The sequence below is a fragment of the Streptomyces sp. O3 genome (assembly GCF_054788135.1).
Map to the genome: position 1 here is coordinate 1 of NZ_JBTVYK010000065.1, position 13,086 is coordinate 13,086.

Sequence of the window (13,086 nt, forward strand, 5' to 3'; positions counted from 1 at the left end):
CGAGGGGGAGGTCGGTTCCGGCGCCGTGGCGGGTGAGGGTGGCGGCGAGCGCGGCCTGCACCACCATGAACAACGTCACCCCGTGCGCATGGGCCAGCCGCATCAGCCCGCGGTGGGTGTCCGCGTCCACCGCGAACCGCGTCACCGCCCCCGCCCCGCCGGACGCGGCCGGACGGGGCAGGTCCGTGGGCAGCTCCAGCAGCGGCGGCGCACCGTCCAACTCCGCGCGCCAGTGGTCGAGCGCCCGCGCCATCAGGCTGTCCGGGTCGTCGGCGTCTCCGAGTAGTTCGCGCTGCCAGAGGGCGTAGTCGGCGTACTGGACGGGCAGTGGCTCCCAGTCGGGTGCGTGTCCGGTGAGCCGGGCGGTGTAGGCCTGTTCCAGGTCGGCGAGCAGCGGGGCCGTGGACCAGCCGTCCGTCGCGATGTGGTGCAGCAGCAACAGCAGGGTCTGCGCGCCGTGTTCGTCGGTGAACAGCCAGGCCCTGAGCGGAATGTCGACCGCCAGGTCGAACAGCGTCCCGGCCGCGGCGGCCAGGCGTGCGGGCAACTCGGCGGCGGTCGTGGTGACACTGGTCAGCTCGGGCCGCACGTCGGCGCGTATCCGCTGGTACGGTTCGCCGTCCGCCGTCGGGTAGACGGTGCGCAGCACCTCGTGCCGCTCCGCCACGTCGGCCAGCGCCGAGGCCAGCGCCTCCGCCCGAAGCGGACGGTCCAGGCGCAGTGCCACCGGCACGTTGAAGGTACTGCGCGGCCCCTGCAGCTCCTGGGTCAGCCACAGCCCGCGCTGGGCGGCGGACAGCGGCAGCCTCTCCGGGCGCTGGTCGGCGGGGACCGCGCGCAGCGGAGGGCGCGCGGGGCGCGGCCCGGAGCGCTCGGCCAGCCGCTGGTCCAGGCCGCGCGGGGTGGGCGACAGAAACAGGTCGCGGATGCCGAGCTCCTCGCCGAGCGCGCCGCGGATGCGGTTGGCCAGCGTCGTGGCGAGCAGCGAATGCCCGCCCGAGCGGAAGAAGTTGTCGTCGGGACCGATCCGGTCCTTGCCCAGCGCGTCGGCGAACAGCCCGCACAGGATCTGCGTACGGGGCGAGAGCGCGGCCTCCCGCGCCGCGTCCGGCACCCCGTCCGCCGCGCCGTCGCCCTCGCCGCCGTCCTGCTCGGCGGAGGCCTGGGCGTCCGCCAGCCGCCGGTGCCGCTCGTCCAGGCCGGTGCGCTCGGTGGCCGTCACCAGCGCCAGGTCCCCGATGGGGGTGCCGGGCGCGGTGCCGAAGGCGCGCAGCGCCCGCAGGTAGATCTCCAGGAGCAGGCGCGCGGTGCGTTCGTCGAAGAGGTCGGTGGCGTACTGCATGCCGATGTCGATGCCGTCGAGCTCGCCGCCTTGGCCGTGCCGTTCCACGGCGTACAGGGTGAGGTCGAACTTGGCGGCGCCGAGCTCGGCGGTCTCGAGACGTCCGCCGATGCTCCCGAGCCGTGGGGTGGGCCCGGCGTCGTTCTGCACGGTCAGCATCACCTGGAAGAAGGGGTGACTCCCCAGCGAACGCACCGGGTTGAGCTGCTCGACCAGCAGATCGAACGGCAGCTCCTGGTGCTCGTACGCGGCCAGGTCACCGTCCCGCACCCGCTCCACGAGCTCACCCGGCGCCGGGTTGCCCGAGGTGTCGGTGCGCAGCACCAGGGTGTTGACGAAGAAGCCGACGAGGTCGGCCAGGTCCTCCTCCGGGCGGGCCGCGACCGCGGCGCCCAGCGGTATGTCCTGGCCCGCCCCGGCCGCCGACAGCGCGGTGGCCAGCGCGGCCCGCAGCACCATGAACATGCTGGCCCGCCGCTCCCGCGCCAGCGCGGCCAGCGAGCGGTGCGCCCCGGCGTCGAGCCGGGCGGAGACGAGGGCGCCGCGGTGGCTCGGCTCGGCCGGCCGGGGCCGGTCGGCGGGCAGCGCGCTCACGGTCGGCATATCAGCCAACTGGTCACGCCAGTACGCGAGTTGCTCCGCAGCCAGGCTCTCCGGGTCGTCCGGGTCGCCCAGCAGGTCGCGCTGCCACAGGGTGTAGTCGGCGTACTGCACGGGCAGCGGCTCCCAGTCGGGTTCGCGCCCCGCCAGCCGGGCCGTGTACGCGCGGTCCAGGTCGGCGAGGAGCGGCCGCAGCGACCAGCCGTCGGTGGCGATGTGGTGGAGCACCAGCAGCAGCGTCGCCGTGCCGTCGCCAGGCGTCAGCAGCTCGGCGCGCAGCGGGACGTCGGCGGTGATGTCGAACGGCCGCCGGGTGCCGTCGGCGAGCAGCGACGGCAGGTCGCCGGGGCGGCACTCGCGTACCGTCAGCAGCCGCGGCGGCACCGGCAGCACCCGCTGGTACGGCTCGGCGCCGTCGGTCGGGAAAACGGTGCGCAGCACCTCGTGGCGACGGGCCACGTCGCGCAGCGCGCCGTCCAGGGCGTCCTGACCGGGAACCCGGTCCAGTCGCACGACGACCGGCACGTTATAGGTCGCCGACGGCCCTTCCAGGCGGTTGAGGAACCACAGCCGGCGTTGCGCGAAGGACAGGGGGATCTGGGTCACGACTACCTCACGGGATGGGGCGGGCTCGGGGACATGGAAGCGGGGCCGCGGGGCGGCCGCCGCGGGGCTGCGGCGGGCGGCGCCCGCGCGCTCAGCCGCGGCGGTCGGCCGCCGTCAGGGACTCGATGTGCGCGGCGAGGTCCCGCAGGCGCGGGTTGGCGTACACCGCCTTCACCGGCAGCGCCACGCTCAGCTCGGAGCGCACCCGCGCGACCAGCTTGATGGCCAGCAGCGAATGGCCGCCCAGCTTGAAGAAGTTGTCCTCGCGGCCGATCCGGGGCGTGCCCAGGACCGTCGTCCAGACGCCCGCGATCAGCTCCTCCACCCGGCCGCGCGGCGCGTCCTCGCCGTCCGTCGCGGGCCCCTCGTCGGCCGGGGCGGACGGCGCCGGCAGGGCCGCCCGGTCCAGCTTGCCGTTCACGGTGACGGGAAAGGCGTCCAGCAGTGTCACCGAGGACGGCACCATGTACGAGGGCAGCCGCGCGGCGAGCCCGTCCAGGAGCTCCCGGTCGGTGACCGGTGCCGTGGCCCGGACGTACGCGGCCAGGCCGGGCGTGCCGTGCGGATCCGCGCGGAGTACGACCGCGGCCTCGGCGACCTGCGGGAAGGCCGCCAATACCGCCTCGATCTCCGGGAGTTCGATCCGGTGGCCGCGCAGCTTCACCTGCCCGTCGGCGCGGCCCAGGCACTCCAGCCGGCCGTCCGGCAGGAGTCGGCACAGGTCACCGGTGCGGTACATCCGGCCGCCGTCACCGTCGAAGGCGTCGGCGACGAAGCGCTCCGCGGTCAGCACCGGACGGTTGCGGTAGCCACGGCCGACCCGCGGCCCGGACAGGTACAGCTCGCCGGTCTCGCCGGGCTCGACCGGGGCCAGCTTCTCGTCCAGCACCCGCGTCCGCAGCCCCGGCAGCACCGTGCCGATGTGCGGCCGCGGACCCTCCACCCAGCCGGCCGTCGCATCGACCGTGCACTCCGTCGGGCCGTAGAGGTTGACGGCGCGGATGACGCCGCGCTCCGTGCGGTCGACCAGCCGCCGCCACAGCGCCGGACTGATCGGCTCGCCGCCCACCAGCAGATTCAGCGGCCGCGGGCCGCCGTCGGCGCTGATCGCGTCGAGCAGCGCGTCGGCGTGCGAGGGAGTGATGTCCAGGTCGGTCAGCGCCGCAGAGTCGATCAGGCGGGCCAGCAGCTCCGGGTCGGCGCGGGTGTCCTCGTCGATCATCACCAGGGTGTCACCCCGGCACAGCCGTATCCACTGCTGCACCGAGGCGTCGAAGGACGGCGAGGCGTTCCAGCCCACCCGCGCCCGGTCCGCGCCGGCGACGCCCAGCCCCTCGAGTTCGGCCAGCAGAGCCGACGCCGAACCTCGGGAGATCTCCACGCCCTTGGGCGTTCCCGTGGAACCAGAGGTGTAGATGACATAGGCCAGGGCGTCCGGGCCGGTCCGCACCGGCCGGTAGGGCTGGCGGGAGGCGTCGGCCCCCGCGCCGCCGTCGGCCGGGGGCGGGAGTACGGGTATCCCGCTCACGGGCGACGGACCGTCCGCGACCACTGCCTGGGCCCCGGCGTCGGCCACCAGGTAACGGCGGCGCTCCGCTGGCAGCTTGGGGTCGACGGGCAGATAGGCGGCGCCCGCGGTGAGGGTGCCGATCAGCGCGGTGACCAGTGCGGCGCCGCGCGGCAGCTGGAGCGCCACCACGCTTTCCGGACCGGCCCCGGCCGCCGTCAGCCGAGCGGCGAAGGCCGCGGCGGCGGTGCGCAGTTCGCCGAAGGTCAGTACGGTGTCCCCGGCCAGCACGGCGGTCCGCTCGGCGGGAACTCGGGCGAGCCGGGCGAGCAGATCCTCGGCGGGCGTCGCGGTGGCGGTGTCCGCGGCGGTGTCCGCGGCGTCGGCGGACGCGCCGGTGCGGGAACGCTCGGGCAGGACGGCGGTCATCGCGTGCTCCTCGCGGCCAGGCCGGTGGTGGGCGCGGTGGCCGGGCGGCAGTCGGCCAGCGCGACCGGCTCGCCCATCGCCACCAGGATCTTGCGGTCTCCGCGGAACGCCTCCCGGCCGTGCGCGCACAGGATGTTGTCCACCAGCATCACGTCACCGCGCTGCCAGGTCTCCCGTACGGTCACCTCGTCGTAGACGGCGTTGATCGCGGCCACCTCGTCCTCGGTCAGCGGGCTCCCGTCGCCCAGGTAGGTGTTGAAGGGCAGTTGGTCCTCGCCGTATGTCTCGATGAGCACCTCCCGCACATCCGGGTCCAGGGTGTGGTTGTTCCAGAAGGCGAAGTGGTTGAACCAGCTCTGCTCCCCGGTCACCGGGTGCGTGACGACCGCCGAACGGCGCTGGGTCGTGCGCAGGGTGTCCTCGTCCAGCCACTCGTACCCCACCACGTTCTCCCGGCAGTAGGCCTCGGCCACCGCCTTGTCCTGGGTGGCGAACGTCTGGTGCCAGGGCAGCCCGGCCAGTTCCGAATAGTGGCGCACCAGCAGCCAGCCGTGCCGGGCGAACCGCTCCCGCAGGTCCGCGGGCAGCAGCTGGAGCGCGCGGCGCATATCGCCCACGGTGGTGGCGCCGCCCTCCTCGGGCGCGGTCACACAGCCGAACAGCAGCACTCCGGGAAAGTCGAGCGTGTAGCTGTTCTCGTTGTGCAGGCGGATCGGCTGGATGGCGGGCAGGTCCGTGGACGAGAACACCCCCGCGCCGAAGTCGGTGCGCGGTGTGGCTTTCTCCTTGTAGCCCGCCTGCGTGTGGATCAGGGCGTCCCTGGCGTCGGCGAAGCCGGCCGCGTCGGTGACGGGCAGGCCGCGCAGCAGCACCGCGCCGGAGCGGTGCAGTTCGGCGGTGATCGCCGGCCGGTTGGCGGTCAGCCAGGCAGACGCCTCGGCCATCGAGCCGAAGTCGGGCACCTGGACGCGTACGGGCTTACCGGCCTCCCGTACCGGCTCGATGCCGGTGGCTGAGACGACGGGTGCGGGAGCGGACATGGCTTCCTCCTGGATAGGGACCAGACGAGACGAGTGGACGGAACGGGCGGAGTGCGGCAAGGGGCGGGGTCCGGCGGTGCGGGGCCCCAGAGGCGCGGGCCGCAGAGGCGAGGGGCCGCTCAGGCCGCGGCCTGGGACACGGGCAGCGGGGACTGGCCGGTGCTGTCCGCCGCGAGCACCGTGTTGACCTTCGAGAAGAACGGGTCCAGCCGCTCCTGGAAATAGAAGTGGCCGCCTGGGAAGAGCACGTGCTCGACCTGCCCGTTGGTGACGTCCGACCAGCCGGTCAGCACCTCGGGCGGCGCCACCGGGTCGGAATCGCCGCCCAGCACGGTCACCGGGCAGGTCACGGCGGGCAGTTCGCCCGTGAAGCGGTAGACGTCGTCGATGCCGAAGTCGGCCCGGATCGACGGCAGCACGATCTCCCGCAGCTCCGGCTCGTCCAGGATGGCGTCGTCGGTGCCGCCGCGCTCCTTGATCGCGGCCACCAGCTCGTCATCGCTCAGGCGTTCCGGCAGCACCACGCTGGGGTTCTTCAGATACGGGGCGCGACAGGCCGAGACGATCAGTGCCCGCGGCGGGCGGCCGGCCGCCACGAGCCGACGGGTCACCTCGAAGGCCACCAGCGAGCCCATGCTGTGGCCGAGCACCACGAGATCGTCTACGTCCGCCGGGAGCGCGGCCACCACCGGCGCGGCCAGGTCGTCCAGGTCGGCCGGCAGTTCCTCGCTGAACCGTGCGCCGCGGCCCGGATACTGGCCGATCAGCAGGCGTACGTCGGCGGGCAGGCGCTCGCGCCAGTCGGCATAGCCGTGTGCGTTGCCTCCGGCGTGCGGCAGTACCAGCAGCGAAGTGCGCTGCTGGGCGTCGGGCCCCGGCAGCTGCCAGACCACGTCGTCGGGCGCGGGTATCGGGTCGGACTGGTGGCTGTGGCTCACGGCGAGCTCCGTTCATGGGAGGGAGTCGGTGTACGCGGGGGAATTCGGTGTATGCGAGGGGAATATCGCGCGGGAATATCGGGCTGGGCACGGCCGTGTCAGGGCGCCGCGGTCAGCCTTCGGCCCGTGCGCCTTCCGCGGTGCGGCGACGCAGCGTCGGCCGTGCGCGTCGCCGGGACGGCGTCTTCGTGCGCGACGCGTCGGCCGAAGCGTCCCGCTGGCTGTGCGGGCCGTCGTGGTCGTGGGTGGTGCTGATGTGGTGGGCGAGGGTGGCGGGTGTGGGGTGGTGGAAGATGTCGCGGAGGGTGAGGTGGGTGTTGGTGTGGGTGCGGATGTGGTTGGTGAGTTTGGCGGCGAGGAGGGAGTGGCCGCCGTGGTCGAAGAAGTTGTCGTCGATGGTGAGGGGGTGGGGGGTGTTGAGGGTGTGGGTGAAGAGGGTGGTGAGGGTGTGTTCGAGGGGGGTGCGGGGTGGGCGGCCTTGGGTTGGGGTGGTTGTGGGTGTGGGGTGTGCGGTGCGGTCGAGTTTGCGGTTGGGGGTGAGGGGGAGTGCGGTGAGTGGGGTGATGTGGGTGGGGACCATGTGGTCGGGGAGTTGGGTGCGGGCCCAGGTGCGGATGTCTTGTGGGGTGGGTGTGGTGTGGGGGGTGGGGATGATGTAGGCGGCGAGTTGGGCTGTGGGGCCGTTGTGGTGGGTGATGACGGCGGCTTGGGTGATGTGGGGGTGTTGGGTGAGGGTGGTTTCGATTTCTGCGGGTTCGATGCGGAAGCCGCGGATTTTGGTTTGGGTGTCGGTGCGGCCGGTGTAGTGGAGGGTGCCGTTGGGGGTCCAGTGGCCGGTGTCGCCGGTGCGGTAGAGGCGGGTGCCGGGGGGTCCGTAGGGGTTGGGGATGAAGTGGGTGGCGGTGGTGGTGGGTTGGTTGAGGTAGCCGTGGGCGAGGCCGTGGCCGGAGAGGTAGATCTCGCCGGTGGTGCCGATGGGGGTGGGGTTGAGGTGGGTGTCGAGGATGTAGGCGTGTTTGTTGGTGAGGGGGGTGCCGATGGGGATGGTGGGGGGTGGTGTGGGGGTGGGTGTGGTGGTGTGGGTGGTGGTGAATCCCATGGATTCGGCGGGGCCGTAGCCGTTGGTGATGGTGAGGTGGGGGTGGTGTTGGCGGAGTTTGTGGATGTGGGTGGGTGAGGCGGGTTCGCCGCCGGTGTAGGCGGTGTGGGTGGTGGTGAAGGTGTCGGGGTGTTCGTCGGTGAGGTAGTTGAAGAGGCTGGAGGAGAGTTGGAGTTGGGTGATGTGGTGTTGGTGGGTGAGTTGGTTGATGAGGGTGGGGTCGGGGCGTTGTCCGGGTTGGAGGACGGTGGTGCCGCCGTGGAGGAGGGGTCCCCAGAATTCGAGGCTGAAGGCGTCCCAGGAGACGGGGGAGCATTGGAGGAGGGTCTCGTGGGGGCTGAGGGTGGTGTAGGTCTGGTGGGTGAGGGTGGAGATGAGGTTTTGGTGGGTGGACAGGACGCCTTTGGGTGTTCCGGTGGAGCCTGAGGTGAACATGACGCAGGCGCTGTCGTGGGGGGTGGTGTGGGGTGTGGGGTTGTGGTGGGGGTGGGTGTGGAGGTGGGGGGTGTCGGTGTCGGTGAGGAGGGTGGTGTGGTTGCCGGGGGTGCGGTGGGTGAGGGTGGTGTCGGTGATGAGGGTGGTGATGCGGGCGTTGGCGGCGGTGGTGGTGAGGCGTTGGTCGGGGAATTCGGGGTCGAGGATGGTGTAGCCGGCGCCGGTTTTGGTGATGGCGATGAGGGCGGTGGCGAAGTCGGTGCCGCGGTGGAGGAGGACGCCGACGAGGTCTCCGCGGCGTACGTGGGCGCAGTGGGTGAGGTGGTGGGCGAGGCGGTTGGCTTGTTCGTTGAGTTGGCGGTAGGTGAGGTGGTGGTCGTCGAAGATGACGGCGGTCGCGTCGGGGTGTTGGGCGGCTTGTTTCTCGAAGAGGGTGTTGAGGGTGTCGTCGCTGATCGGGACGGTGGTGTCGTTCCACCGCGACACCACCAACTCCCGCTCGTCGGCGGAGAGCACCGCCAGCTCGCTCAGTGCCAGGCCGGGTGCCGTCAGGACCTGGTCCAGGATCCGGTGGAAAGTGTCGACCAGGCGTTGCGCGGTGGTCTCATCGAAGAGATCGCGGTTGTAGACCAGGCCGCCGGTCAGCCCGGCGGAGGCGTCGCCGCGTAGCAGGAACTCCAGGTCGAACTTGGCGGACCCGGTCGCCAGCACCGACACCTCGTCGTCCGCCGCCCCGGCCAGGCGAAGCCGTGGCGTCCCGCCGTTCTCCAGGCCCAGACAGACCTGGAACAGCGGATGCCGTGAGGCGGAGCGCCGCGGGGCCACCGCTTCGAGTACCTGGTCGAAAGGGGCCTCCTGGTGAGCGAAGGCGTCCAGGTCGGCCGCGCGCACCCGGTTCAGCAGCGTACGGAAGGACGGGTCGCCTGAGGTGTCGGTGCGCAGCACCACGGTGTTGACGAAGAATCCGACCAGCCCGCTCAGGCTCTCGTCGTCGCGCCCCGCCACGGGTGACCCGAGAGGGATGTCCTCGCCCGCGCCCAGCCGGGTGAGCGCCGCGGCCAGGGCGGCGTGCACCACCATGAACGGCGTGCATCGTTCGGCGCGTGCCAGCTCCTCGATACGGGTGTACAGGCCGGTGCCGAAATCGATCGGCAGGGCGGCGCCGCGGTGGCTGGCGACGGCCGGGCGGGGACGGTCAAGCACCAGGCCCAGTTCTTCGGGCAGGTCCTTGAGCTGCTCGCGCCAGAAGGCGAGATCGCGGCCGAGCGGACTGTCCTCGTCGTCCGCGCTGCCCAGCGCCCGGCGCTGCCACAGCGCGTAGTCGGCGTACTGGACCGGCAGCGGAGACCAGTCAGGCGCGCGGCCCTCGCGCCGTGCCGCGTAGGCGGTGGACAGGTCGGCCAGGAGCGGGCCGAGCGACTGCCCGTCGGTGGCGATGTGGTGCAGCAGGATCAGCACCGTGAACTCGCCGTCCCCCGTGTCCAGGACCGTGACCCGCAGCGGCATGTCCCGCTCGAGGTCGAACGGGTGACGGGCGGCGGCCGAGAGCTCCGCGTCCGCCAGCGCGCGGTCCGTACGGCGGTGCTCCAGGTGCGGCACCGCCTCGTCGGGCGGCAGGATGCGCTGCACCGGTTCGTCGTCCACGGTGACGCAGACGGTCCGCAGCGGCTCATGGCGTGCCATGACGTCGGCCAACGCCCGCCGCAGCGCCGGGAGATCCAGCTCGCCGCGGAAGCGGGCCGTTAGCGGCACGTTGTAGGTGGCGGACTCGCCCTCCAGGCCGGCCAGCAGCCACAGCCGCCGTTGGGCGTGCGAGAGCGGCACCCGTTCCGGCCGCGGGCCCGCGGTGATGGTCGCCGGTCCGGTCGGCCCCGTCTCGGGGCCGTTGTCGCCTATGTGGTGGGCGAGGGTGGCGGGTGTGGGGTGGTGGAAGATGTCGCGGAGGGTGAGGTGGGTGTTGGTGTGGGTGCGGATGTGGTTGGTGAGTTTGGCGGCGAGGAGGGAGTGGCCGCCGTGGTCGAAGAAGTTGTCGTCGATGGTGAGGGGGTGGGGGGTGTTGAGGGTGTGGGTGAAGAGGGTGGTGAGGGTGTGTTCGAGGGGGGTGCGGGGTGGGCGGCCTTGGGTTGTGGTGGTGGTGGGTGTGGGGAGTGCGGTGCGGTCGAGTTTGCCGTTGGGGGTGAGGGGGAGTGCGGTGAGTGGGGTGATGTGGGTGGGGACCATGTGGTCGGGGAGTTGGGTGCGGGCCCAGGTGCGGATGTCTTGTGGGGTGGGTGTGGTGTGGGGGGTGGGGATGATGTAGGCGGCGAGTTGGGCTGTGGGGCCGTTGTGGTGGGTGATGACGGCGGCTTGGGTGATGTGGGGGTGTTGGGTGAGGGTGGTTTCGATTTCTGCGGGTTCGATGCGGAAGCCGCGGATTTTGGTTTGGGTGTCGGTGCGGCCGGTGTAGTGGAGGGTGCCGTTGGGGGTCCAGTGGCCGGTGTCGCCGGTGCGGTAGAGGCGGGTGCCGGGGGGTCCGTAGGGGTTGGGGATGAAGTGGGTGGCGGTGGTGGTGGGTTGGTTGAGGTAGCCGTGGGCGAGGCCGTGGCCGGAGAGGTAGATCTCGCCGGTGGTGCCGATGGGGGTGGGGTTGAGGTGGGTGTCGAGGATGTAGGCGTGTTTGTTGGTGAGGGGGGTGCCGATGGGGATGGTGGGGGGTGGTGTGGGGGTGGGTGTGGTGGTGTGGGTGGTGGTGAATCCCATGGATTCGGCGGGGCCGTAGCCGTTGGTGATGGTGAGGTGGGGGTGGTGTTGGCGGAGTTTGTGGATGTGGGTGGGTGAGGCGGGTTCGCCGCCGGTGTAGGCGGTGTGGGTGGTGGTGAAGGTGTCGGGGTGTTCGTCGGTGAGGTAGTTGAAGAGGCTGGAGGAGAGTTGGAGTTGGGTGATGTGGTGTTGGTGGGTGAGTTGGTTGATGAGGGTGGGGTCGGGGCGTTGTCCGGGTTGGAGGACGGTGGTGCCGCCGTGGAGGAGGGGTCCCCAGAATTCGAGGCTGAAGGCGTCCCAGGAGACGGGGGAGCATTGGAGGAGGGTCTCGTGGGGGCTGAGGGTGGTGTAGGTCTGGTGGGTGAGGGTGGAGATGAGGTTTTGGTGGGTGGACAGGACGCCTTTGGGTGTTCCGGTGGAGCCTGAGGTGAACATGACGCAGGCGCTGTCGTGGGGGGTGGTGTGGGGTGTGGGGTTGTGGTGGGGGTGGGTGTGGAGGTGGGGGGTGTCGGTGTCGGTGAGGAGGGTGGTGTGGTTGCCGGGGGTGCGGTGGGTGAGGGTGGTGTCGGTGATGAGGGTGGTGATGCGGGCGTTGGCGGCGGTGGTGGTGAGGCGTTGGTCGGGGAATTCGGGGTCGAGGATGGTGTAGCCGGCGCCGGTTTTGGTGATGGCGATGAGGGCGGTGGCGAAGTCGGTGCCGCGGTGGAGGAGGACGCCGACGAGGTCTCCGCGGCGTACGTGGGCGCAGTGGGTGAGGTGGTGGGCGAGGCGGTTGGCTTGTTCGTTGAGTTGGCGGTAGGTGAGGTGGTGGTCGTCGAAGATGACGGCGGTCGCGTCGGGGTGTTGGGCGGCTTGTTTCTCGAAGAGGGTGTTGAGGGTGTCGTCGCTGATCGGGACGGTGGTGTCGTTCCACCGCGACACCACCAACTCCCGCTCATCAGAGGCCAGTACGGGTACATCGCGGACCGCGAGATCAGGACCTGAGGCGGCCAGGGTCTTGAGGACCAGCAGGAACGAGCGCCGGTGGGAAGCCAGCGGAACGCTCTCCGTGTACGCCTCGTCCACCGTGAAGTCGACGCGCAACCCGCCGTCCTCACCGTGGGTGACGGTGATGCCGAGCTCATCGGCGGTGCCGCCGGTGGAGAGCAGATGCTCGGACGAGGGCAGTCCGGCGAAGGACGGCGGCTCGTCGCTCGCCAGAATGTTGACCACCGGGCCGAACTGGCGTCGGCCGTCGGCCGGCCAGCCCAAGTCGCGCATCAACTCTGCGGCGTCGTACCGCTGATGCCACTGGACGCGCAGGGTGCGGGAGCCCACCTGCCTCATCAACTCCGCGCAACTCGCCTCCGGATCGACCGGGACTCGCAGCGGTAGTACGTTCGCCGTCATCCCGGTGACCCGGCGTGCCGCGGGCGTGAGGCGGCCGGTGACCGGGAGGCTGAGCACCACATCGGTCTCGCCGGTCCGCCGGTGATGGTGCAGTACGGCGGCGCCGATCAGAGCCTGCTGCCACGGGACTCCGGCGGCCTGGGCGAACCTCCGCAGCCCGTCCAGGGTTTCCCGGTCGACGTCGGCGACCTCGCGGGCGATGCGCAGTTCCGGCTTGGCGGCGCGGGAGGGCGGACACACGGCGCCGTCCATGGCGTGCCGCCAGTAGGTCCGGTCCTTGGCGAGGGCCGGTGAGTCGTCGTGGTACTCCCGGTACTGGCCCAGGAGGTCGGTGAACAGGCCGAGCGGGGGACCGGCGGGAGCGCCGCCCGCCAGCTCCGCGTAGAGTTCACCGGCCCTGCGCTGGAGCAGATGGCCGCTGTAGCCGTCCTGCATCAGATGGTGGGCGCGGAAGTACCAGCGCAGCCTCTGGTCTTCCAGGCGCAGCAGCAGGTGCCGGAAGAGCGGCCCGTCTGCCAGGTCGGGCACCTGTGCCATATCGCGGGAGATGATCCGCCGGGCGTGCGCGTCGGGGTCCCGGTGCGTGCGCAGGTCCAGGATCTCGGGCCGGTACTCGGTCGCCGGAGCGAGGAACTGCCGGGGTGTGCCGTCTACTTCGAGGAACCGCAGCCGGGTGGTCTGGTCCTCGGCGACGAGCCGCGTGAGCGCGGACGCGAACAGGTCGGTGTCCAGGGGGCCCTGGACATCGAGATAGCCGCCCTGTACGAACACCGGGCTGGCCGGGTCCAGCCGCTGGGCGTACCAGATTCCCAGCTGGGCGGCGCTGAGTGGCCAACTCGTGCTGTCCTGGCTGGGCATGGCGGACTCCTTTGGACGAGTGCTAAGGCGAGTGCGGGGGCGAAGGCGAGTGCTGGGGTGGGCGCGCGGCGGTCGAACGGGATGTGGCCGGTACGCGTGCCGGA

Annotated in this window: 5 protein-coding genes; all 5 read right to left on the reverse strand. The window is 71.5% G+C overall.

Going from position 1 to position 13,086, the window contains the following annotated elements:
* Positions 1-2,548, reverse strand: a 2,548-nt coding sequence (locus ACX6XY_RS26045) for a condensation domain-containing protein (protein ID WP_460335604.1), incomplete at its 3' end; no start/stop codon positions are given.
* A 91-nt stretch (positions 2,549-2,639) separates the two neighbouring features.
* Entirely contained in the window at positions 2,640-4,484 is a 1,845-nt protein-coding gene (locus tag ACX6XY_RS26050; RefSeq protein ID WP_460335606.1) for a non-ribosomal peptide synthetase, read from the reverse strand.
* Positions 4,481-5,524, reverse strand: a complete 1,044-nt coding sequence (locus tag ACX6XY_RS26055; RefSeq protein ID WP_460335609.1) for a TauD/TfdA family dioxygenase — start codon at positions 5,522-5,524, stop codon at positions 4,481-4,483. The genes ACX6XY_RS26050 and ACX6XY_RS26055 overlap by 4 nt, the downstream gene beginning before the upstream one ends.
* 119 nt (positions 5,525-5,643) lie before the next feature.
* A complete protein-coding gene (locus tag ACX6XY_RS26060) occupies positions 5,644-6,462 on the reverse strand; it encodes a thioesterase II family protein (protein ID WP_460335612.1) in 819 nt (272 codons plus the stop codon).
* A gap of 112 nt (positions 6,463-6,574) precedes the next feature.
* A complete protein-coding gene (locus ACX6XY_RS26065; RefSeq protein WP_460335615.1) occupies positions 6,575-12,982 on the reverse strand; it encodes an amino acid adenylation domain-containing protein in 6,408 nt (2,135 codons plus the stop codon).
* Between the last annotated feature and the right edge of the window lie 104 nt (positions 12,983-13,086).